At 61.4% G+C, this 22393-nt stretch carries 20 protein-coding genes and 2 tRNA genes; 8 read left to right on the forward strand and 14 right to left on the reverse strand.

Annotation, left to right across the window (positions count from 1 at the left end):
• From HB860_RS16220 to pncC, 8 genes are all read right to left on the reverse strand, one after another.
• Nucleotides 1–77, reverse strand: a tRNA-Arg gene (locus HB860_RS16220).
• Nucleotides 78–81: 4 nt separating this feature from the next.
• Nucleotides 82–174: transfer RNA gene (locus tag HB860_RS16225), tRNA-Ser, on the reverse strand.
• A gap of 213 nt (nucleotides 175–387) precedes the next feature.
• Nucleotides 388–576, reverse strand: a complete 189-nt coding sequence (gene csrA, locus HB860_RS16230) for a carbon storage regulator CsrA (RefSeq protein ID WP_005315760.1) — start codon at nucleotides 574–576, stop codon at nucleotides 388–390.
• Between the two features lie 93 nt (nucleotides 577–669).
• Nucleotides 670–1917 carry an aspartate kinase gene (locus tag HB860_RS16235; RefSeq protein WP_202047460.1) on the reverse strand — a complete coding sequence of 416 codons (1248 nt, stop codon included), beginning with the start codon at nucleotides 1915–1917 and terminating at the stop codon, nucleotides 670–672.
• A gap of 16 nt (nucleotides 1918–1933) precedes the next feature.
• On the reverse strand, nucleotides 1934–4558 hold the full coding sequence (gene alaS / locus HB860_RS16240; RefSeq protein WP_247627295.1) for an alanine--tRNA ligase: 2625 nt from the start codon (nucleotides 4556–4558) through the stop codon (nucleotides 1934–1936).
• A gap of 276 nt (nucleotides 4559–4834) precedes the next feature.
• On the reverse strand, nucleotides 4835–5335 hold the full coding sequence (locus HB860_RS16245; protein ID WP_139438832.1) for a regulatory protein RecX: 501 nt from the start codon (nucleotides 5333–5335) through the stop codon (nucleotides 4835–4837).
• 40 nt (nucleotides 5336–5375) lie between these two features.
• Nucleotides 5376–6437, reverse strand: coding sequence for a recombinase RecA (gene recA / locus HB860_RS16250; RefSeq protein WP_005324574.1), 1062 nt, complete (start codon nucleotides 6435–6437; stop codon nucleotides 5376–5378).
• Nucleotides 6438–6517: 80 nt separating this feature from the next.
• Complete coding sequence (pncC, locus tag HB860_RS16255) at nucleotides 6518–7009, reverse strand: nicotinamide-nucleotide amidase (RefSeq protein WP_202047579.1); 492 nt, start codon at nucleotides 7007–7009, stop codon at nucleotides 6518–6520.
• Nucleotides 7010–7248: 239 nt separating this feature from the next.
• Here pncC and HB860_RS16260 point away from each other — a divergent pair, with 239 nt between their 5' ends.
• Complete coding sequence (locus HB860_RS16260; protein WP_236661740.1) at nucleotides 7249–7656, forward strand: Spy/CpxP family protein refolding chaperone; 408 nt, start codon at nucleotides 7249–7251, stop codon at nucleotides 7654–7656.
• Nucleotides 7657–7924: 268 nt separating this feature from the next.
• Entirely contained in the window at nucleotides 7925–10495 is a 2571-nt protein-coding gene (gene mutS, locus HB860_RS16265) for a DNA mismatch repair protein MutS (protein ID WP_247627296.1), read from the forward strand.
• Between the two features lie 71 nt (nucleotides 10496–10566).
• On the opposite strand, the gene HB860_RS16270 is transcribed toward mutS, so the two are convergent.
• Nucleotides 10567–12165 (reverse strand): BCCT family transporter, encoded by a 1599-nt coding sequence (locus HB860_RS16270; protein WP_139438696.1) that lies wholly within the window; start codon nucleotides 12163–12165, stop codon nucleotides 10567–10569.
• A 9-nt stretch (nucleotides 12166–12174) separates the two neighbouring features.
• Nucleotides 12175–12702, reverse strand: coding sequence for a hypothetical protein (locus tag HB860_RS16275; protein WP_025325616.1), 528 nt, complete (start codon nucleotides 12700–12702; stop codon nucleotides 12175–12177).
• 163 nt (nucleotides 12703–12865) lie between these two features.
• Between HB860_RS16275 and HB860_RS16280 the strand changes: the two genes are divergently transcribed.
• The gene (locus HB860_RS16280) at nucleotides 12866–13345 is read left to right on the forward strand and encodes a MarR family winged helix-turn-helix transcriptional regulator (RefSeq protein WP_025325615.1); all 480 of its coding nucleotides are present in this window, start codon (nucleotides 12866–12868) and stop codon (nucleotides 13343–13345) included.
• Between the two features lie 47 nt (nucleotides 13346–13392).
• On the opposite strand, the gene HB860_RS16285 is transcribed toward HB860_RS16280, so the two are convergent.
• Nucleotides 13393–13974 carry a YjaG family protein gene (locus tag HB860_RS16285; protein ID WP_247627297.1) on the reverse strand — a complete coding sequence of 194 codons (582 nt, stop codon included), beginning with the start codon at nucleotides 13972–13974 and terminating at the stop codon, nucleotides 13393–13395.
• Nucleotides 13975–14135: 161 nt separating this feature from the next.
• On the opposite strand from HB860_RS16285, the gene HB860_RS16290 reads away from it, so the two are divergent.
• On the forward strand, nucleotides 14136–15080 hold the full coding sequence (locus HB860_RS16290) for a D-2-hydroxyacid dehydrogenase (protein WP_202047463.1): 945 nt from the start codon (nucleotides 14136–14138) through the stop codon (nucleotides 15078–15080).
• A gap of 67 nt (nucleotides 15081–15147) precedes the next feature.
• On the opposite strand, the gene mepM is transcribed toward HB860_RS16290, so the two are convergent.
• Nucleotides 15148–16485 carry a murein DD-endopeptidase MepM gene (mepM, locus tag HB860_RS16295; protein ID WP_139438705.1) on the reverse strand — a complete coding sequence of 446 codons (1338 nt, stop codon included), beginning with the start codon at nucleotides 16483–16485 and terminating at the stop codon, nucleotides 15148–15150.
• A gap of 270 nt (nucleotides 16486–16755) precedes the next feature.
• On the opposite strand from mepM, the gene HB860_RS16300 reads away from it, so the two are divergent.
• On the forward strand, nucleotides 16756–18054 hold the full coding sequence (locus tag HB860_RS16300) for a LapD/MoxY N-terminal periplasmic domain-containing protein (protein ID WP_247627298.1): 1299 nt from the start codon (nucleotides 16756–16758) through the stop codon (nucleotides 18052–18054).
• A complete protein-coding gene (locus tag HB860_RS16305) occupies nucleotides 18051–18992 on the forward strand; it encodes a TAXI family TRAP transporter solute-binding subunit (protein WP_282101243.1) in 942 nt (313 codons plus the stop codon). Before HB860_RS16300 ends, HB860_RS16305 begins: the two co-directional genes overlap by 4 nt.
• Here the strand turns inward: HB860_RS16305 and HB860_RS16310 are convergent.
• Together HB860_RS16310 and znuA are read right to left on the reverse strand one after the other, a co-directional pair.
• On the reverse strand, nucleotides 18987–19661 hold the full coding sequence (locus tag HB860_RS16310) for a transglutaminase-like cysteine peptidase (protein WP_111913433.1): 675 nt from the start codon (nucleotides 19659–19661) through the stop codon (nucleotides 18987–18989). The genes HB860_RS16305 and HB860_RS16310 overlap by 6 nt on opposite strands.
• 76 nt (nucleotides 19662–19737) lie before the next feature.
• Nucleotides 19738–20682, reverse strand: coding sequence for a zinc ABC transporter substrate-binding protein ZnuA (gene znuA, locus HB860_RS16315; RefSeq protein WP_247627299.1), 945 nt, complete (start codon nucleotides 20680–20682; stop codon nucleotides 19738–19740).
• Nucleotides 20683–20776: 94 nt separating this feature from the next.
• Here znuA and znuC point away from each other — a divergent pair, with 94 nt between their 5' ends.
• Nucleotides 20777–21541, forward strand: a complete 765-nt coding sequence (gene znuC / locus HB860_RS16320; protein WP_005331064.1) for a zinc ABC transporter ATP-binding protein ZnuC — start codon at nucleotides 20777–20779, stop codon at nucleotides 21539–21541.
• A gap of 20 nt (nucleotides 21542–21561) precedes the next feature.
• Nucleotides 21562–22341: a zinc ABC transporter permease subunit ZnuB gene (gene znuB, locus HB860_RS16325; RefSeq protein WP_247627300.1), complete on the forward strand. Its 780-nt coding sequence runs from the start codon at nucleotides 21562–21564 to the stop codon at nucleotides 22339–22341.
• Nucleotides 22342–22393 lie beyond the last annotated feature (52 nt).

Genomic DNA, 22393 nt, shown 5'->3' on the forward strand with positions numbered 1-22393 from the left:
TGGTGCGCCCGAGAGGATTCGAACCTCTGACCACCTGGTTCGTAGCCAGGTACTCTATCCAGCTGAGCTACGGGCGCAAAATGGCGGAGAAGGGGGGATTCGAACCCCCGATGCGGGTATAAGCCGCATACTCCCTTAGCAGGGGAGCGCCTTCAGCCTCTCGGCCACCTCTCCGTTTGCGGGGCTGATAATACTTCACAGGGATTTTTAGTCAAACACTTTTTTGGAGAAAACAGCGTGTTCGCTCAGCATTTGGTCAAAGCGTGGAATATTCAAGCAATATCGACACTTACCCCCTGGTTCCGCGCCTCGCAAGCCGATTTGCAGGGCCCGGAAAAACAAAAGGCGACACCTGAGATGTCGCCTTGAGGCTGCCAATGGAATGGCTTAGAAATTCGGTTGGCCCGGTACTTTCTCGGCCTGTATCCGCATGTAGATCTCTTCGCGGTGCACGGAGACCTCTTTGGGTGCGTTCACACCGATACGAACCTGGTTACCCTTAACGCCCAGCACGGTGACTGTCACTTCGTCACCGATCATCAGGGTTTCCCCTACACGACGAGTCAAAATAAGCATTCGCTTGCTCCTGTATCCTGTTTTGTATTTATATCGATATGCGCCATTATCTTACAAAGATACCGATATGGTAAATGGTTGAAACTAAATCAATCAGGGATTGTTCCCCAAGGGCTGCTCATGAGGCTCATTATCCAGCCCGAACGCTGAGTGCAACGAACGCACGGCCAGCTCCAGGTACTTCTCGTCAATCACCACGGATATCTTGATTTCAGAGGTGGAGATCAACTGCATGTTGATCCCCTCCTCGCCCAATACCTTGAACATGGTGCGCGCGACCCCGGGATGATTCCACATGCCGACCCCGACGATGGAGACCTTGGCGATCTCCCCGTTGCCCTGCACGCAGGCGGCCCCCAGCTCGGTGGCGGTCTCCTCCAGCAGGGCGCGAGCCCGGCGATAGTCATCGCGATTCACCGTGAAGGTAAAGTCGGCGGTGCCATCCCCCATGGTGTTCTGCACTATCATGTCGACATCTATGTTGGCATCGCTGATCGGATTCAGGATCTGCGCGGCCACAGTCGGCCTGTCCGGCACTCCCAGAATGGTCAGGCTGGCCTCGTTGCGATTGAACGCAATGCCGGATACCAGGGGTGCTTCCATCCTCTCACCTCCATATGTGATTAAGGTTCCCTCTCCGTCGACGAAACTCGACAGCACCCGCAGCGGTACGCGGTACTTGCCCGCGAATTCCACAGAACGGATCTGCAGCACCTTGGCCCCCAGGCTCGCCATCTCCAGCATCTCCTCAAAGGTGATGGTGGAGAGGCGGCGTGCCTTGGGCTCGATGCGCGGATCCGTGGTATAGACCCCATCCACATCGGTAAAGATCTGGCATTCATCGGCCTTGATGGCGGCCGCCACGGCAACCGCCGTGGTGTCCGAACCACCTCGCCCCAGGGTGGTGATGGCGTTGTGCTCATCACGGCCCTGGAAGCCGGCGATCACCACCACCTTGCCCGCACCCAGCTCGGCCTGAACCTGCTCGGTGTCGATCTGGGTGATGCGCGCCTTGCCATGGGCGGAATCAGTGTGGATACGAACCTGATCACCGGTCATTGAGACCGCAGGACAACCCCGTTTGTTCAACGCGATGGCCAGCAGCGCTATGGTGACCTGTTCACCGGTCGAGACCAGCACATCCATCTCGCGCCGGTTGGCATCCGGATCCAGCTGCTGGGCCATGCCCAGCAACCGGTTTGTTTCGCCCGACATGGCGGACACCACCACCACCACATCATGCCCCTGGGCGCGGCTCAGCTGAACGCGATCAGCCACCGCCTCGATCCGCTCCAGCGTGCCGACCGAGGTGCCGCCGTACTTCTGTACATAGAGTGCCACAGATCACCTCGCCCGTTTACAGGCGCTCTTCCAGCCAGGAGTGAACGGATTGCAGGGCCGCCGGCACCGCTTCAGGCTGGGTACCACCCGCCTGGGCCATGTCAGGACGGCCACCGCCCTTGCCACCCACCTGCTGGGCCACCAGGTTGACCAGCTCGCCGGCCTTTACCTTGGCGGTCAGATCGTTGGTCACGCCAGCGATCAGGTTGACCTTGTCCTCGCTGCTGGTTGCCAGCAGGACGACACCGGACTTCATCCGGTTCTTCAGCTCGTCCAGCATGCCGCGCAGGGACTTGGGATCGGCACCGTCCAGCGCCGCGATCAGCACCTTCTGGCCCTTGATCTCGATCACCTGGCTCAGCAGGTCGCTGCCAGCCTGAGCGGCCAGCTTGGCCTTGAGCTGCTCCAGCTCGCGTTCCATCATCCTGGACTTGTCCAGCAGCTGGCGCACCTTGCTGCCGATGGAGAACTGGTCACCTTTCACCAGGGCCGCGGCTTCTTCAAACTGCTCTGCCAGCTGGTGCATGAAATCGATGGCGCCCTTGCCGGTCACCGCTTCGATGCGGCGCACCCCGGCGGCAACACCGCTCTCGGCGATGATCTTGAAGAAGCCGATGTCACCGGTACGCTTGGCGTGAGTACCGCCACACAGCTCGGTGGAGTAGTCGCCCATGCGCACGACACGCACGTCCTCTTCATACTTCTCGCCAAACAGCGCCATGGCGCCAGCGGCCTTGGCCGCCTCCAGATCCATCACCTGGGTGACGACATCGTGGTTGGCACGGATCTGGGCGTTGACCAGCTCCTCGACCCGGCGAATGGTCGCCATGGTCAGGCCTTCGAAGTGGGAGAAGTCGAAGCGCATGCGCTCCGCCCCGACCAGGGAGCCCTTCTGGGTCACATGATCACCCAGCGCCTGGCGCAGGGCCGCATGCAGCAGGTGAGTGACCGAGTGGTTCAGGGCCACGGCCTGACGGCGCTCCCCGTCGACCACGGCTTCCACCTCGGCGCCCTTCTCCAGGGTACCCAGCTCCATATAGCCCTTGTGGATGATGGCATTGCCCGCATACTGGGTGTCGGTCACGGCGAAGATACCGTCATCCACTTTCAGAATGCCGCTGTCGCCCACCTGACCACCGGATTCGGCGTAGAAGGGGGTCTCGGCCAGCACGATCACCGCTTCTTCACCGGCGATCAGCCCGCTCACTTCGACAGCATCCTTGTAGATGCCGACCACCTGAGTCGTTTGGCTCAGCTGCTTGTAACCGGTAAATGGGGTCTCGAAATCGAGTTTCAACACCTCGTTGTAGTTCACACCGAAGCTGGAGGCCTCCTTCGCACGGGCGCGCTGCTTCTCCATCTCGGCCTTGAAGCCTTCCTCGTCGATACCGATCTCGCGCTCGCGGACCACATCGGCGGTGAGATCTGCCGGGAAACCGTAGGTGTCATACAGCTTGAACACCACCTCCCCCGGGATGACCTTGGCATCCCCCAGGTTCGCCAGCACCTCTTCGAGCAGCAGCAGCCCCCTGTCCAGGGTGCGGACGAACTGCTCCTCCTCGATGCGCAGCACGCGCTCGACCAGCGGCAGTTGGGCGATGAGTTCGGCAGCCACGTCCTTCATCTGCACCGCCAGCTCGGCGGCCAGCTTGTAGAAGAAGATCTCGGTGGCACCCAGCTTGCGACCGTGGCGCACGGCGCGGCGGATGATGCGGCGCAGCACATAGCCACGGCCTTCGTTGGAGGGCATGACGCCGTCAGCCACCAGGAAGGCGCAGGAGCGGATATGGTCGGCGATGACGCGCAGGGACTGATTGCTCAGGTCCTCGGTGCCGACGATCTCGGCGGCCTTCTTGATCAGCGCCTGGAAGATGTCGATCTCGTAGTTGGAGTGCACCCCCTGCATGATGGCGGAGATGCGCTCCAGGCCCATGCCGGTGTCCACGGACGGACGGGGCAGCGGCTCCATGGTGCCGTCAGCCTGACGGTTGAACTGCATGAAGACCACGTTCCAGATCTCGATGAAACGGTCGCCGTCTTCCTCCGGTGAGCCGGGAGGGCCACCCCAGAGGTGATCGCCGTGGTCGTAGAAGATCTCGGTGCAAGGACCGCAGGGACCGGTGTCACCCATCTGCCAGAAGTTATCGGAGGCAAAGGCGGCCCCCTTGTTGTCGCCGATGCGTACGATGCGCTCGACCGGCACGCCGATCTCGTTTGCCCAGATGTTGAAAGCTTCGTCGTCCGTTTCATAGACGGTCACCAGCAGGCGCTCTTTGGGCAGCTTGAGGGTACCGGTCAGGAATTCCCAGGCAAAACGGATGGCGTCCTGCTTGAAGTAGTCACCGAAGCTGAAGTTGCCCAGCATCTCGAAGAAGGTGTGGTGACGAGCGGTATAGCCGACGTTTTCCAGGTCATTGTGCTTGCCGCCGGCCCGTACACAGCGCTGGGCCGTGGTCGCGCGGTTGTAGGCACGTTTCTCTGCGCCAAGGAACACGTCCTTGAACTGGTTCATCCCTGCGTTGGTGAACAGCAAGGTCGGATCGTTGTGCGGCACCAGCGAGCTGGAGGAGACAACTTGGTGCCCCTGGGAGCGGAAATACTCGAGAAACGCTGCGCGTAACTCTGACGTGGACATATACATGGAAAATCCTGCTTGATTCGGATACGGACTTTTAATCGCAATAATGTAAGTTTTCTGCGGGGTAAAGTAAAACGCGCGGGCCCGTCACGGGTGAAAAAGCCCCCAATGGACGGGGCAGCGGCAGGACGCCGTACAGGAGCAGGCTGAAAGGGGAGTCGGCTGGGTGGCGGATCATGGTGCCGCGGCCATCAGAAACAGAATAAAACAGGGAAAAGGCCCTCTCTTATCAGCGCACGGTGCAGGAACACGCATGGCGCCATGACCAGCACCGGCCCTTTATTCCTCCCCCTGCTGCAGGGCAGAGATGGCGTAACGCGCCTGATCCTGGGTAAAGCCCCGCCCAAGCAGGTACTTGAGCCATTTCATCCGCAGCTTGAAATCGGCCAGATCGGCGACGCTGGCACGCCGTGCCAGCAGGGCGAGCGCCAGCTCGAACCAGTCCAGCTCCGGCTGGTCGAAGGCGGCGTCTATCTGCATATCGTCCAGCCCCTTGCGGCGCAGATCGAAGCGGATCTTGATGGGACCATGGCCCTTGGCCGCACCAGCCCGCACCGCCATGGCGCCGTAACGATCGTCATTGACCCAGTTGTAACCGCGGCAATACTCGACAACCGCCTCGATCACCTCTTCATTGAAGCCCTGCAGCCGCAGCCGCTTGGCCAGCTCCGACTCGGCGCTCTCGCGGCGAGCCAGACTGCGCATGGCAAAGGCGCGGGCGGCGGCAAACAGTTCTTCAAAGGAGAGTTCAACGGGTTCGGGGGAGGATTCATCGACCATAAATGACAAGGCCGGGTATCAACCCGGCCTTCCTTGTTCCTTATTCGAACTCTTGTTCGCTTTCGTCTTCAAACTCTTCGGCGACCGCGGCCACCGGCTTCTCGACCGGTACGGCACCGGAGAGCAGCAGCTCACGCAGGCGGGCTTCCACCTCGGCAGCCATCACCTTGTTCTCGGCGAACAGCTTCATCACGTTGGCCTTGCCCTGACCGATCTTCTCGCCGTTGTAGCTGTACCAGGCACCGGCCTTGTCGATCAGCTTGTGCTTGACGCCCAGATCCACCAGTTCGCCCTCCTTGGAGATGCCGGCACCGTAGAAGATCTGGAACTCGGCCTGCTTGAAGGGCGGGGCCACCTTGTTCTTGACTACCTTGACGCGGGTCTCGTTACCGACCACTTCGTCACCTTCCTTGATGGCGCCGATGCGACGGATATCCAGACGCACCGAGGCGTAGAACTTGAGCGCGTTACCACCCGTGGTGGTCTCCGGGCTGCCGAACATGACGCCGATCTTCATCCGGATCTGGTTGATGAAGATGCACAGGCAGTTGGCGTTCTTGATGTTGGCGGTCAGCTTGCGCAGAGCCTGGGACATCAGGCGGGCCTGCAGGCCAACGTGGGAGTCACCCATCTCCCCTTCGATTTCCGCTTTCGGCGTCAGGGCTGCCACCGAGTCGACGATGATGACGTCAACGGCGTTGGAGCGCACCAGCATGTCGCAGATTTCCAGGGCCTGTTCACCGGTATCCGGCTGGGAGATCAGCAGGTCGTCGACGTTGACCCCCAGCTTGGCGGCATAGATGGGGTCGAGGGCGTGTTCCGCATCGACGAAGGCACAGGTCTTGCCTTTCTTCTGGGCTTCCGCGATCACCTGCAGGGTGAGGGTGGTTTTACCGGACGATTCCGGGCCGTAGATCTCGACGATACGACCGCACGGCAGACCGCCGATGCCCAGCGCCACGTCCAGGGAGAGGGAGCCGGTGGAGATGGCTTCGATGTCCATGGTCTTGCTGTCGCCCAGACGCATGATGGAGCCTTTGCCAAACTGCTTTTCGATCTGGCCCAGCGCAGCCGCCAGTGCCTTCTGTTTGTTCTGATCCATGCCAATCTCCGCTGGGAATCGTGATGTAGAAGTGAAGTTGGGCTAAGTATACTGTTTATGCATACAGTATCAAGCCCAATTTATCTGAGCAGGGCCAGCAGTCCGGACAAGGCCTGTCTGACCGCCTGCTGGCGCACCTGATGGCGGTCGCCATCGAAGCGGGCGAGCAGGGAGTGATGACGGCCCGAGCGATCCGCCCAGGCGAACCAGACGGTGCCGACCGGCTTGTCGTCACTGCCGCCACCGGGCCCGGCGATACCGCTGATGGCGACGCAGATCCCAGCATCCGAACGGGCCAGGCACCCTCTGGCCATCTCCAGCACCACGGCCTCGCTGACGGCGCCATGGCGCAGCAGGCTGTCGATGCTCACCCCCAGCATCTGCTGCTTGGCTTCGTTGGTGTAGGTGACAAAGCCGCGGTCGAACCAGCCTGAGCTGCCCGCAATATCCGTGATGGCCGTGGCGACGCCGCCCCCGGTACAGGACTCCGCCGTGGCGGCGAGCCAGCCTCTTGCCTGCAATGCCTCGCCGAGCTCCCGGGATAAACGGTCGATCTCTGCCTCAAGCCCCATCATCATGCCCTCTCTGGCCCCTTGCGGGGGAAACATGGGGGTCATTATGCAGTTGCCCCGAATCGCGAGCAACCGACCCGGGACCGGCTGCGTCAGCGACCGACCGGCATGGCCCTGCCGGGCTAACGCACCACAGCGGCAAGTCGCCCGCGCTTAAGCTCCAGTACATGGGGCTTCCTATAATCTGCAGGCACCGCCATGTATGCGGTTTCTATCTTTTTGGATACTGGAGAAAGCAGATGAAGCATCAATTTAAAGTCGCCATGACTGCCCTGGCGATCTGTTTTGCCACCAACACCTTCGCCGCCGAGAGCACCCCGGAGCTGCAGAGCGAGACCACACTGGCGCAAGAGCTGAACCTCTCCACCGCACAGGTTGAGCAGATCAAGAGCCTGCGTGAGCAGGCGGCCAAGGAGCTCGGCGCGGTCAAGCTCGACGCCATCGGTCAGGACGTCATCATCAACATGATCAAGACCGGCAAGTGGGACGAAGCGGCCGCCAAGAAGCAGTTGCAGACCATCAGCAACGTGCAGGCCGAGGCTCGCTACTATCGTGCCCATTACCTGTTCGAAGTCAGCAAGGTGCTGACCCCGGAGCAGAAAACCAAGCTGCACGAGATGCTCAGTGGCAACGAAGCCATGTATTGAGAGACGGCTCCCGTTTCTGTGATGCCAATCCCCGCGCTGATGGCGGGGATCTTGCCCCTTACTCCCGCACGCCTCGCGCCCCACCCTCCCCTTAGCTTCTGATCCCGGTGATGGCCTACCAACGTCACCCACCCCCTGAAACCTCAGGACAGCCTTCCCCAACGCGAGATAACCCCTCACCATCTCGGCCCGACCATGTAGAATGGCCACCAGATTCAGACCCATTACGGCAGACGCTTGCCCGCAAGAGCACCTTCTGGAATAGAACATGACAGCACAGCACCAAGCCACCAGCGCCAACCTGAGCGCCCACACCCCCATGATGCAGCAGTACCTTGGCCTCAAGGCCGAGAACCCGGAGATCCTGCTGTTCTACCGGATGGGCGACTTCTACGAGCTGTTCTACGACGATGCCCGCAAGGCGTCCCAACTGCTCGACATCTCCCTGACCAAGCGCGGCCAGTCCGCGGGCAGCCCCATTCCCATGGCGGGCGTCCCCTATCACGCCATCGAGGGCTATCTGGCCAAGCTGGTGCAGCTCGGTGAATCCGCCGCCATCTGCGAACAGGTGGGGGATCCCGCCACCAGCAAGGGGCCGGTGGAACGCAAGGTCATTCGCATCATCACCCCGGGCACCGTCTCCGACGAGGCGCTGCTCAGCGAGCGGCAGGACAACCTGATCGCCGCCGTATACCACGATGGCCGCCGCTTCGGCTACGGCACCATGGACATCGGCTCCGGCCGCTTCTTCATCAACCAGTTCGAGAAAGAAGAGACCCTGCTGGCGGAGCTGCAACGCACCAATCCGGCGGAGCTGCTCTACCCGGAATCCTTCGAGTTCCTGCACCACGTCGAGGGTCGCCGCGGCCTGCGCCGCCGCCCGGAGTGGGAGTTCGAACTGGGCACTGCCCGCAAGCTGCTCTGCCAGCAATTCGGCACCCAGGATCTGGTGGGCTTTGGGGTCGAGCAGAGCGAGACAGCGCTCTGCGCCGCCGGTTGCCTGATGCAGTACGTGAAAGACACCCAGCGCACCGCCCTGCCCCACATCCGCAGCGTGCGCCTGGAGCAGCCGGATCACGCCGTCATCATGGATGCCGCCACCCGCCGCAATCTAGAGCTGACCCAGAATCTGGCCGGTGGCTACGAAAATACCCTGAGCGAGGTGCTGGATCGCACCGCCACCCCCATGGGCAGCCGGCTGCTCAAGCGCTGGATCCACCAGCCGATCCGCGATCGGGTGATCCTCAAAGGTCGCCAGAGCACCATCAAGGAGCTCATCGAGCAGAACCTCTATGACGAGCTGGGCGGATTGCTGCGCCAGGTGGGCGATGTGGAGCGGGTGCTGGCCCGTCTGGCCCTGCGCTCGGCCCGCCCCCGCGACCTCACCCGCCTGCGTCAGGCCTTCGCCCAGCTGCCCGAGTTGCAGCGCCTGCTGGCGGACAACGAGCACGAAGCGGTGCAGCAGTTGCGCGAGCGCGCCAGCACCTTCCCCGAGCTGCTCGACCTGCTGGAGCGCGCTGTGATGGAGGTGCCGCCAGTGCTTATCCGCGATGGCGGCGTCATCCGTGACGGCTTCAATCAGGAGCTGGACGAGCTGCGGGATCTGGCCAACGGCGCCACCGCCAGCCTCGCCCGCATCGAGGAGCGTGAGCGCCTGCTGACCGGCATCAACACCCTCAAGGTGGGTTACAACAAGGTGCACGGCTTCTATATCGAGGTGAGCCGCGCCAACAGCCATCTGGTGCCGGCTCACTACATCCGCCGCCAGACCCTCAAGAACAACGAACGCTACATCATCGACGAGCTGAAGAAATACGAGGACAAGGTGCTCACCGCCCAGGCTCAGGCGCTGGCACTGGAGAAGCGACTCTATGAAGAGCTGCTCGACGCCCTGCTGCCCCACCTCGGCGATCTGCAAGAATCCGCCGCCGCGCTGGCGGAGCTGGACGTGCTGGCCAATCTGGCTGAGCGGGCCGAGACCCTCGACTACCGCTGCCCGACGCTTATCGACGAGGATCAGATCCTGATCGAGGCGGGACGCCATCCGGTGGTGGAGCAGGTGATGACAGACCCCTTCATCGCCAACCCCATCCGGCTGGAGCGGGAACGCCGGATGCTGATCATCACAGGCCCCAACATGGGCGGTAAATCCACCTATATGCGCCAGACCGCGCTCATCGTGCTGCTGGCCCATATCGGCGCCTTCGTGCCCGCCGACAGCGCCCGCATCGGCCCCATCGACCGCATCTTTACCCGGATCGGGGCGTCGGACGATCTCGCCTCCGGCCGTTCCACCTTTATGGTGGAGATGACCGAGACCGCCAACATCCTCAACAACGCCACCGCCCGCAGTCTGGTGCTGATGGACGAAATTGGCCGCGGCACCAGCACCTACGACGGCCTCTCGCTGGCGTGGGCCTGCGCCGAACAGCTGGCGAGCAAGATTGGCGCCTACACCCTGTTCGCCACCCACTACTTCGAGCTGACCCGCTTGCCGGAGCTGATGAGCGGGCTGGCCAACGTCCATCTCGATGCCGTTGAGCACGGCGACACCATCGCCTTTATGCACGCAGTGCAGGAAGGGGCGGCCAGCCGCTCCTACGGCCTGCAGGTGGCGGCGCTGGCGGGGGTACCGAAATCGGTGATCCTACAGGCCCGCCACAAACTGCACGAGCTGGAGAGCGCCACCCCGGTGGCCGCCGGTGAAAGCCGTCCGGCTCCGGTGGCTCTCGCCCCACAACCCCATCCGGTGGTGGAAGAGCTGGAAGCGGTGCGCCCGGACGAGCTCACCCCCCGCCAGGCGCTGGACCTGCTCTATCGCCTCAAGCAGATGCTGTAAGCACCGGCCGCCGCTCAGGCATGAAAAAAGGGGAACCGCGAGGTTCCCCTTTCGTTTGCCTTAACCTGCCATCAACCCGGACCTATGCGATCCAGCAGGCTCAGATTGACCGAGCCGGGATGGCGCTTGAGCTTCTGCCGGTATTCGAACTGGTGCTGGCTCTCCTGCTTGAGCCCCTGCATCAGCGAATAGCACATGGCCAGCATGATCAGCGAGAAGGGCAGCGCGGCTATGATGCTGGCCGCCTGCAGGGCCGCTAGGCCGCCGGAAACCAGCAAGATGGCCGCCACCAGCCCCTGACCCAGTCCCCAGATGGCGCGGTGCAATACGGGAGGATCCTGATCGCCGATGGAGAGCAGCGTCGTAATCACGAGCGTGCCCGAGTCGCTGGAGGTGATGAAGTAGGTGCAGATGAGCAGGGTCAACACCCCTTTCGCAATCCAGCCGAAGGTCTCCCAGTGCAGCAGCTCCACCGTCTTGTAGAGCGCCAGAGTCACGTCCTGGTTGACTGCCGCCACCACGCCACCGCCGCCGAACAGCTCCAGATGCATGGCCGTACCGCCGAACACGGTGAGCCAGAACATGCCGAGCAGGGAGGGCACCAGCAGCACGCCGAGCACGAACTCACGAATGGTGCGCCCCTTGGAGATGCGGGCGATGAACATGCCGACGAAGGGGGCCCAGGCTATCCACCAGCCCCAGTAGAAGGCGGTCCAGCTCGATTGCCAGGCCGAGGTGCCGTTGGCCTCGGTGTTGGTCCAGAAGCTCAGTTTGACGATGTTCTGCAGGTAATCGCCGATGTTCTGCACATAGGCGTTGAGGATGTAGGTGGTCGGCCCCAGCACCAGGAAGAGGGCGAGGATGAAGGCGCTCAGCCAGATGTTGAGCTCGGAGAGGATCTTCACCCCGCGCCCCACGCCGGAGATGGCCGACAGGGTGGCGATCAGGCTGATGCCGCCGATGAGCCAGAGCTGGCTGTGCTGGGAGACTTCCATGCCGAACATCTGATTGAGGCCGGTGTTCATCTGGGAGACGCCAAGCCCCAGGGAGGTGGCCACCCCAAATACGGTACCGAACACCGCCAGCACGTCGGCGGCATGGCCCCAGAAGCCGTAGATCCGCTCGCCGAGAATGGGGTAGAGCACGGAGCGAATGGCCAGCGGCAACTTGCGGCGGTAGCTGAAGAAAGCCAGCGACAGGCCGACGATCACATAGATGGCCCAGGGGTGCAGACCCCAGTGGAAGAAGGTGAGGCGCATGGCCATCTGGGCCGCTTCCGGCGTCATCCCCTCGGTGACGAAGGGGTTGCCCTGCAGGTGATACATGGGCTCGGCGATGCTCCAGAACACCAGGCCTATGCCCATGCCGGCGCTGAACAGCATGGAGAACCAGGCGAAGTAGCCGAACTCCGGTACCTGGTCGTCGTCGCCCAGTCGAATGCTGCCAAAGCGGCTGAACATCAGGTAGACGGCGAAGAACAGGAACAGGGCGACCACCAGGATGTAGTACCACTTGAAGCCAGCGATGATGGTGTCCTTGGCGCCGGTGAACCAGGTTCCCGCGGTATCCGGGTCAAACACCCCGAACAGCAGGAACAGGGTCACGACGGTGAGGGCCGTCATGGCCATGGTGGGATTGAGGCCTTTCAAAAGCCCTTTGGTTGCTCTCATCTGGCCTCCTTAGTCATTGTTGAAAAAATCTTCACCCACGTGATCCCCCGCACCACCGATGGCGCGATAGACCAGTCGACCCGCCACCCGCTCGCGGTGATCCACCAGGGTGACCGAAGGCTGGCCGTTCACGGCGTGGCGCTTGCCGAGGAAGATGGCCATGGGCACCCCCAGACTGGAGACCCCGCTGGTGATCCAGAGCCGGTTGAAGTCATAGGAGCCGCCGATGAACTCGAGCTGGGCCAGGCCATTGTCCAGACCGGCCAGGTAGAAGTTCATGGCGCTCTCATCAGGGAAGAGGTGCACCAGCACATAGGCGTAGCGCAATTCGTTCACCAACTCCTTTAGACTGAAAGAACCTGTGTCACTGCAGGAGAGCGGCAGCTCACCATCGTAGTGATGGACTTGCAGGTTGTTGGGATCCTCGTCATAGGCGGGCTGATAACGCACGAAAGCCGAGGTATCTGGCAGTTCATAGCGGACCCTGACCACGCGAAGGTCGGCAACCAGGGACTTGATATCCAGGTCGTCATTCATGATGTCTCTCCTCAAATATCGGGTTTAAATGCGGCAATTGTCCAATAACCTAACATAAAATTCATTAGAGCAGAAATGATTACACCAAAAACCATATTGACCTTGTTGTGGATTAGGCGGAGAATTTTGCGCCTCTCCACAGCCCTGCGATGACCCCGACTCCATGGAAAAACATGATGAAGTGCTGATTGCTCTGCGCCAGATCATCCGTGCCATCGACATGCACTCCAAGCGCCTGATCAAGGAGGCCGGACTGACGTCGCCGCAGCTCCTGCTGCTCAAGGGGATCAACGAGCTTGGCCAGATCTCCATGCGCCAGCTCGCCGATCACACCAACATGAGTCAGGCCACCGCGACCACCATCATGGACAGGCTGGAGAGCCGCCAGCTGGTACAGCGCATCCGCAGCGAAACCGACAAGCGCAAGGTGCATGCGACACTGACTGACGCGGGGCGTGCCCTGCTCGCCCAGGCCCCCACCCCGCTGCAGGAGAGCTTCATCCAGCGCTTCCAGGCCCTGGAGAACTGGGAGCAGGGACTGCTGCTCTCCTCCCTGCAACGGATCTCGGCCATGATGAATGCCGACGGCATAGACGCGGCTCCCGTGCTGAGCGTCAGGCCGCTCACCGAAGAGCGGGCATAAAAAAAGCTCCCGGATGGGAGCTTTTTTTATGGGAAGCGTGGGGGAGATCACTCTTCCAGGCTGATGCCTATGTTGGAGACGCCGCCCTGGGCCGCAAAGGTGCGGATAGCCAGGATGCGATCGCTATCGCGCTCATGGGCGACCCGCTTTAGCAGCTCGACCTGGAACTCCAGCTCGGCTTCCATGTACTCATGCTCGTAGAGCTCTTCGTCAGTGAGATCCCGCTCTTCCAGCATCTCGATGAAACCGGCCACGGTACCGACCGAGGCATGGCTGGCATCGTTGGCCTCTTCACCCACCCGGCAGATCACCGAGTTGTAGGCACAGCCCAGCGCCACGCAGGCATCCAGCGCCGGGTAGGCCCCGTAAGACTCAAATTTGCCAGGCTCGGGAATATAGACTTCAAACGCCTCCAGGATCGCCCCAAGATTGACCCGGGAGCCCTTCACCGTCTGGTAATTCCACATCTGATCCAACGCGTGGCGAAATGCCTTCGCATCCCCGAAGCCGGAGGCCTGGGTAAACAGCGCATAGTTGGGGTACATGCGCTCTGCCAGCGCCAGGGTGTAGACGGTCTGCTGCCAAGGCTGCAGCTCGGCCAGTCGCTTATAAAACTTGTCACCAAACACTGGAGTCGGATCCTTTGCAAAATGTGGGGCAGATTGTAGCCCACGAGGGGCGTGGCGAAAACGAAAAAGCGCCCTGGTCGACTATCTTGCCCGATCAACTGGGGTAAGATGAGGACAGACACCTCCTCCACCGTGCCGCAAACATGATAAGGAACAAGAGTATGAGCCAACGTACCCTGCTTCTGCTCAGCCAGGACAACAACCACTATGAGCGCCTGCTCAAGGCCGCCCGCCTTCCCCATCTGCACATACTGCGGGCCGACAACCAGAGCGACGCCGAGAAGCTGATCGGTGATGCCCACATCCTGATGGCCGAACCGGCACGGGCCAGACCCCTGCTGGCCAAAGCCGGCAGGCTGAGCTGGCTCCAGTCCACCTACGCCGGGGTCGATGTGCTGCTGGATGCCAGCTGCCGCCGCGATTACCTGCTCACCAATGTGCGCGGCATCTTCGGGCCGCTGATGAGCGAGTACGTGTTCGGCCACCTGCTCAGCCTGTCGCGCCAGTTGCCGCTCTACCGCGAACAGCAGCAGCAGCGACTGTGGCAGAGCCACCCCTATCTGGGGCTCAAGGGACGCACCATGCTGATCCTGGGCACCGGCAGCATAGGCCAGCACATAGCCCACACCGCCAAGCACTTCGGCATGCGGGTGCTCGGCATCAGCCACAGTGGCAATGAGCGCGCCGGCTTCGATCAGGTGTATCAACTGCCGGCACTGAACAAGATGCTGGCCCAGGCCGATGTCATCGTCAGCGTGCTGCCGGCGACCCGCGAGACCCGCCATCTGTTCACCGCCGATCGCTTCAACCACTGCAAGCCGGGGGCCATCTTCTTCAACGTCGGCCGGGGCAACGCCGTCCATGAAGGGGATCTGCTGGCGGCATTGCGCGGCGGCAAGCTGGGCACTGCGGTGCTGGATGTGTTCGAGCAGGAGCCCCTACCCGCCGACAGCCCGCTCTGGCATCAGCCCAATCTCATTATCACCCCCCACAACAGTGCCTACAGCTTCCCGGAAGATGTGGCCCAGATCTTCATCCGCAACTACATCCGCTTCATCGACGGCCAGCAACTCGACGGTCGCATCGACTTCGACAAGGGTTACTGAGTCCAGGCCACCAACAAAAAGGCCCCGCCAGATTGGCGGGGCCTTTTTGTTACCCTCAGAGAGGGGCTCAGCCCGCCTCCATCTCCTTGCGATAGCTCTTCACCTTGGCAAGGAACTGGCGCTTGTCCTTGCCGGAGAGCGGCTCCGCCATCGGCAGCTTGACCTTCATGGGGTCCACCGGGCGGTTGTTGACTCGCACCTCGTAGTGCAGATGGGCACCGGTAGAGCGACCCGTGTTGCCGGAGAGCGCTATCTTGTCCCCCATCTTCACCTTCTGGCCAGGTTTGACCAGCAGCTTGCTCAGGTGCAGATAGCGAGTCATCAGGGTGCGGCCGTGCTTGATCACCACATAGGTGCCCGCGAGGGGATGGCGGGTCGCCTTGAGCACGACACCGTCGCCGGTCGCCATCACGGGCGTCCCCACCGGCAGGGCGAAGTCAGTTCCCTCATGGGGGCGAACCTGGCCGGTAATGGGGTGGCGTCGGGCCGGGTTGAAGCTGGAGCTGACGCGGTAGCGACTATGGGTCGGATACCGGCGGAAGCCACGCTCCAGGCTGTTCGCCTGGCCATCATAGTAGTTGCCATCTTCCGACAGCCAGGCAGATACCGTCTTGCCCTGGCTGAACACTTCGACACCCAGCAGCTGGGTGTTGCCGGTGCTCTTGCCCTCGACCGTCTCCTGTCTCACCAACACCTTGAACTTGTCGCCTCTTTGCAGATCCTTGGCGAAATTCAGGCGCCACTGGAACAGGTTGGCAATCTTCTGGATGTGGTTGGCCGGGATCCCCGCGTTGCGGGCGCTGACGTAGAAGCTGCCATTGATGACGCCGTCATAGCTCTTCTGCTGCCACTGCACCTCTTCATTGAGCATGTTGGCGCTGTAAGTATCGTCGGTACGCTCCAGCACCAGGGTCTGCTTGATGTTCAGGCGGATCTTCAGCTGCTGCAGTATGTTGTCCTGATCGATCAGCAGCTCTATGGTCTGGCCGGGCTTGAGGCGAGCCAGATTGTTCTTGGCATCCGCATCCAGCACCTTGTAGAGGGTGGTGGTGGAGAGGCCGAGATTGTTGAAGATGGTGGTCAGGTTCTCGCCGTTGCGCACCCGGTAGTCCTGCCACTGGGGCGTGGCATCGGCCGGAATGTCATCTTCAGGCGCCGCGGCTTCCACCAGTTCGTGATCCGGGATGTCGTTGAAGTCGGTGTTGTCTTCGTTGGTTGCGGTGCCAGTGGTGGCAATGGGCAACTCCAGACGCAGTGGCCGCTCAAGGATGTCACCCGGAGCTGGCAATACGGCTACCGCTGACAGCGTCATGGCCGTGAGCAATAGCATGGCGTAAAAATGCTTGCGGGGAACCGGGGGTTCCCAGTTGGCAGCCTGCGCTACCAAGGGACGGAGACGTTTCATCCGCTATCCTGTTATTAGATCTAAGGGTGGTAGTTGTGGGTCTGTTTTTATGATTTTTTATTATGAAAACCGAATATCTGGGTTTTAGACCTAAATACTTACAAAAAGTTCATCGCGATATGCACGAAACTCACATTTTATGCATAACCTTCCTGCATGGGCAGAAATGATCGCCTTTTTCAGCCATTTTTTTCTATTTTTAAGAACCAAGTCCGGTTGCGTTCCCCCCCGGACCATCAGATGTTGCAAAAACATTTCCAGGGAGTGGGTATGTCATTGGCAAGATTGTTAAATGTAATCATCCTGATCCTGTTCACCATTGGTGCCATCCTGCTGCTCATGCTGGAGATCACCACGGTACGGCAGTCCATCCTCGATCAGATGTCGGCCAACCTGGAGACGGCCATCACGGCCCTGGGCCTGGTGCTGCAGGGCACCCTGCTCAACGATGACAAGGTGCTGGCGGAAACCATAGTCAACGCCATGTTCGATGGCGGCTTCGTCAGCTCGGTCACGCTGCTGGATCCCGATGGCCAACTGCTGTTCCAGAAGGTCTTCCACACGGCCCAGCAAAATGTGCCGACCTGGCTCCCTTCTGTTATCGACATGCCGCCGGTAAAAATTGAGCAGGAGCTCACCGACGGCTGGCGCATTCTGGGCACCCTCACCCTCGAGGGCCACGAAGGGTACGCCTACCAACATCTCTGGAACGCCATCAGCCGCACCGGACTGGCACTGCTCGCGGGGCTGCTGGTATTCACCCTGGTGATCACCTGGGTGTGCAGCCGCCTGCTGCGTCCCCTCGAACAAGTCAGCCTGCAACTGGTGCAGATCCGCAAACGCCAGTTCAGCGGCAATCTGCCAACCCCATGGCTTCGCGAGTTGCAGGAGGTTGTGGTCTCCATCAACCAGCTGGTCTCCGAGCGCAAGCGGGATCTGCTGCAGCAAAGACTCAAGATCACCCAGCTCGGCAAACATGACAACCTGCAGGCCCATCAGAAACTCGCGGGACTGACCGACATCGCCAACGGCATGTACCTGCAACACTTTTTCTCAACTCAGGGAAACATCCGGCTCTATAGCCGGCTGCTGCCCCAGACCCCCCCCACCACGGACAGCTCGCCGGACGAGATCCGGGCACTGCTCAACGACTGGCTGAACCAGAAGGCGGAAGGGCTACAGCTCCCCCTCAGCCTGCTCAATCATCCCGACTGGGCACAGTTCGCCCCCACCCTGGCCAGCGCCAGGAGCAAGACCCTGGACTGGCGCTGGGATCTGGCAAACTTCCCTCCCCTGGCCGAGGAGCGTCTGGGGGCGCTTCAGGCCCAGGGTGTCGAGATGGCATTCAGCAATGTGCCCATGAACAATGACAACCTGACCAAGCTCGATCCCATCAAGCCGGTCTTCATCAGCTGCCAGCTGACCCAGGCCCCCCTCTACTGGAACCTGCTTTCCCAGTGTCTGCATGCCTCCGGTTATACCCTGCTGGCTGAAGCCGGCGACATCAACGACACGGATACCCTGCGTAGCTGGGGCATCGATGGCTATGCCAGCCAGGAGGCATCATGAGAATCCCTATTCTATTGCTTGCCCTGCTGTGGCAGCCCGGCTCGCACGCTGTGTCCATGACCATAGGCACGGGGGGCGAACAGGGTATCTATTACCAGGTCATCAAGGAGTTTTGCCGACTGGCTCACAAGAGCGACCCCGCACTGCAATGCAAACCGCAGGCCAGCTCGGGTTCCATCGAGAATCTGCGGCAGTTGCAAGCCGGAGACATCCCCTACGCCCTCGTCCAGTCCGACTGGCTCTATCAGGCCAGCCAGGGCACGGGACCATTTGCCAAGCAACCCCAGCCCGAATTGAGAACCCTCTTTGCCACCCACGCCGAGCCTTTCACCATAGTGGTGCGGGCCGATGGCGACATCACCACCCTGGAGCAACTCAAGCTGGCCCCCATCGACATGGGACTGAAGAGTTCGGGCACTCGCCAGACGGCGCTGGCACTGTTCAACGTGTTGGGGGCAAAGGAGCAGGATCTCGATCTGAAGAGTGTGGCCAATCTGTCCGAAGCCTTGTGCAGCAAACAGATCGATGCCTATGGGTTGGTGATGGGGCACCCGAACCGGATAGTGCTGGAGACATCCAAGCGCTGCGCCATCCGTTTCATGGCCATCGAGGGCGCGACCCGGGATCAACTGCTGCAAGGGGTCAAATACTACCAGCGCAGCCAGGTTCCGGCCCGCATCTATCCCGGCAACCTGAAAGCCACCCCCACCTTTGCCATCGCCGCCACCCTGGTGACCAATGCCGCCACGCCGGATGAAGACGCCTATCGCCTGACCAAGGCCATGCTGAGCCAGCAGACCAGTTTCAACGAGCAGACCTATGGCTATGCCAACCTGTTCCACAAGGCGCACAACAAGATAGGCCCGGTGCTGAACGCCCCGCAACATCCGGGGGCAGCAAGGTATTTCGAGGAGTTGAAAGCCGCAGGCAAGCTATAGCTGGCGGCGGGGGGCTCGCAGATGTTCGCTGGAGAAGCGGCTCTGCATCGATTTCCACTGGGTCAGGCGATCGGCACTCCCGGCCAGGGTCCCCTCACGACGTGACTTCATGACCCAGATGCTCTTGGCATCGAAGCTGTACACGGGTTGCAGGTCGTTGCGCTTGCTGCCGGGCAGGATGCGACCATTGATGTTGTCCAGTACCAGAGGGTCGGACTTGGTCGTCGGGAAATAGAGCGTCACCATGTGAAACTGGTTGTAGCGGATCGCCTTCACATAGGCCAGCCGCAGCTTCTTCTCGTCAACGCCAAGCTCCATCAGGGTGTAGTACTTGGAGATGCTGTAATCCTCGCAGTCACCCCCTCTGGCCCCGATGAATTCCAGCGGATTGGCCCAATAGTCCTCGTCCCCCCAAAGCCTGGGATCCTCGCTGTAGGTCAGATTGTTGAAGTAGTTGTTGACCAGTTCCAGCTTCTGCTGATCCGTGGTGCCCGCTCTGGGCGCGAGCAGGCGGGAAAAGGCCTCGGCGCGCTGGATGGCCCTGGCGCCATAGACTTCCTGCATTTTTGCCTTCAGCTCGGGGCTGGCAATATGCTCGGACAGGCGGGAGGCCTGCACACTGGCACAGAGCAGTGCCAGGGTGCAGGTGGGGACAAGCAATAATTTCATAGCTGACACTCCATATCAGGCGCTGGAGGTCAGTATAGTTGGCTGCGGCCACCCCATAGGGCGAGTCAGGGATGCCTCAACGACACTGGGCGAAGGAGTCGGCCAGCTGTTGCATGAAGTGCGGATAAGCATCGGGACCAAGCGGCACCTGCTCACCCACTTCATCCAGCAGCAACACCTTGGCGCCGGTGTTGCGGGCGACCGATTCGATCACCGCAGGGGAGAATTGCGGCTCGGCATAGATGCAGCTCGCCTGTTTCTCTTCAAGCGCCTTGCGGATCTCCACCAGGGTCTTGGCGCCGGGGCGACGCTCCGGGCTCACGGTGAAGTGGCCCCTGGAGCTCATGCCGTAGTGACGCTCCCAGTAACCATAAGCCTCGTGAAACACGAAATAGCCCTTCTGGTTCACCACCTTCATCTGCTCGGCGATCACCTTGTCCTTGGCGTTCACCTTGGCATCGAACGCGGCCAGGTTGGCGGCATAACGGGCCTGATTGGCCGGATCCTGCTTGCCAAGCTCGGTCGCGATCGCCCTGGCAATCACCTTGGCCTGGGTCGGCCCCAGCCAGATATGGGGATCCACCCCCTCGTGGTGATGCCCCTCATGGCCTTCATCGTGATCGTGGTCATCGTGCTCATGGGCGGCGTGATCATGGTCGTGGTCGTCATGATGACCGGAATCCTGGCTGCCCTGAGTCGCGTAGTTGAACAGCGGCATCCCCGGAACCTGGGTCAGGGTCAGCTTGTGGGGATGATTGGCCAGCGGCTTGGCCATGAAACCTTCCAGCTCGGGGCCAACCCAGACCACCAGATCGGCGTCGTTGATGCTGCGAATATCGGAAGGACGCAGGGAGAAGTCGTGGGGAGAGGCACCGGTTGGCAGCAAGACGCTGGGCTCGCTCACGCCATCCGTGATGGCCGCCGCGATGAAACCAAGGGGCTTGATGGTGGTCAGCACCTCGAGGGCGCGGACAGGCAGACTCACCGCCAGCAGCGCAGTGATCAGAGTAAGAATTCGCATAGAGGTCTCGTCAGGGAGTGAGTGTGTGATAATATAACAAACCAACGTCGCTGTTATATTATAACTCTCACAGGCTGTAAACCCCGGAGCTGTCATGACCCAACTGGTGGAGCTGAAAGAGGTCTGTCTGTCGTTTGACGGACGGTCAGTGCTCGACAAGGTCTCCTTTACCCTGAACAAAGGCAAAATCACCACCCTGGTCGGCCCCAACGGGGCGGGCAAGAGCACCCTGAGCAAGCTGGTGCTGGGCCTGCTCAATCCGGACTCCGGCAAGATCATTCGTCGTCGCGATCTGCGGGTCGGCTATGTTCCCCAGCGCCTTTATCTGGATCCCACCCTGCCGCTGACGGTGCGCCGCTTCCTGCAACTCGGCAAGAACAGCCGCCTCTCCATCGAGGAAGCGCTGGAGCGGGTCGGCGCCCAGGAACTGCTGGACAACAGGATGCAGAAGCTCTCCGGCGGCGAGATGCAGCGGGTGCTGCTGGCCCGCGCCCTGCTGGTCAAGCCCGAGCTGCTGGTGCTGGACGAACCGGTCCAGGGGGTGGATATCACGGGCCAGATCGAGCTCTACGCCCTCATCAGCCAGCTCGCCGCCGAGTTCCACTGCGCCGTGCTGATGGTCTCCCACGATCTGCACCTGGTGATGGCCAGCACCCACGAGGTGATCTGCCTCAATCGCCACGTCTGCTGCCACGGCGAGCCGGAGAGCGTGGCCCGTCACCCCGAGTTCGCCCGCCTGTTCGGGCGCCCGGAGCGGGAGGTGCTGGCGGTCTATACCCACCATCACCACTGCGACGGCGAACACCATCATCATGAGCCGCAGGTCCCCGTCATCCGCCTGCCGTCTCGCAATCCATAAGCGCAGTTAAGGACATTCAAGTGGACAGCTTTCTGTTATACGCCCTCGCGGCCGGCCTCGGCATCGCCCTGCTGGCCGGGCCCCTGGGCAGCTTCGTGGTGTGGCGCAAGATGGCCTATTTTGGCGACACCCTCTCCCACGCCTGCCTGTTCGGCATAGCGCTGGGCATACTGCTGCAGGTGGATCTCACCCTGGCGGTGGTGGTCTGCTGCCTCGCCATGGCCATGCTGCTGGTGATCATGAGCCACAACCAGCAGGTGGCCACCGATACCCTGCTCGGCATCCTGGCCCACAGCGCCTTGTCGCTGGGCCTGGTCACCCTGAGCTTCATGGACAATGTACGGGTGGATCTGATGGCCTACCTGTTCGGCGACCTGCTCTCGGTGCAGCCCATGGACCTGCTCTGGATCTACGGCGGCGGCGCCCTGGTGCTGCTCACCCTGTGGCGGCTCTGGGATCCCCTGCTCTCCATGACCATCTCGGAGGAGCTGGCGCGGGTGGAAGGGGTGCGGGTCGATGTGCTGCGCTGCGTGCTGATGCTGCTGATAGGCCTGGTGATCGCCGTGGCGATGAAGTTTGTCGGGGCGCTGATCATCACCTCGCTCCTGATCATTCCCGCCGCCACCGCCCGCCGCTTCAGCCAGACGCCGGAGCAGATGGCCGGCTTCGCGGCCCTGATCGGCTGTCTCGCCGTGCTGGGGGGGCTGACCCTCTCCTGGTACCAGGACACACCGGCTGGCCCTTCGGTCGTGGTCTGCGCCACCAGCCTCTTCATCCTGAGCCAGTTCAAGAAAGCCTGAACCTGGAGTGGCCTGATCCCGCTGTCAGGCCACTCCCAATCTCGCCCCCTCG

Origin of the sequence: Aeromonas genomosp. paramedia (genome assembly GCF_023093515.1) — a bacterium.
In the GTDB taxonomy this organism is placed as follows: Bacteria; Pseudomonadota; Gammaproteobacteria; order Enterobacterales; family Aeromonadaceae; genus Aeromonas.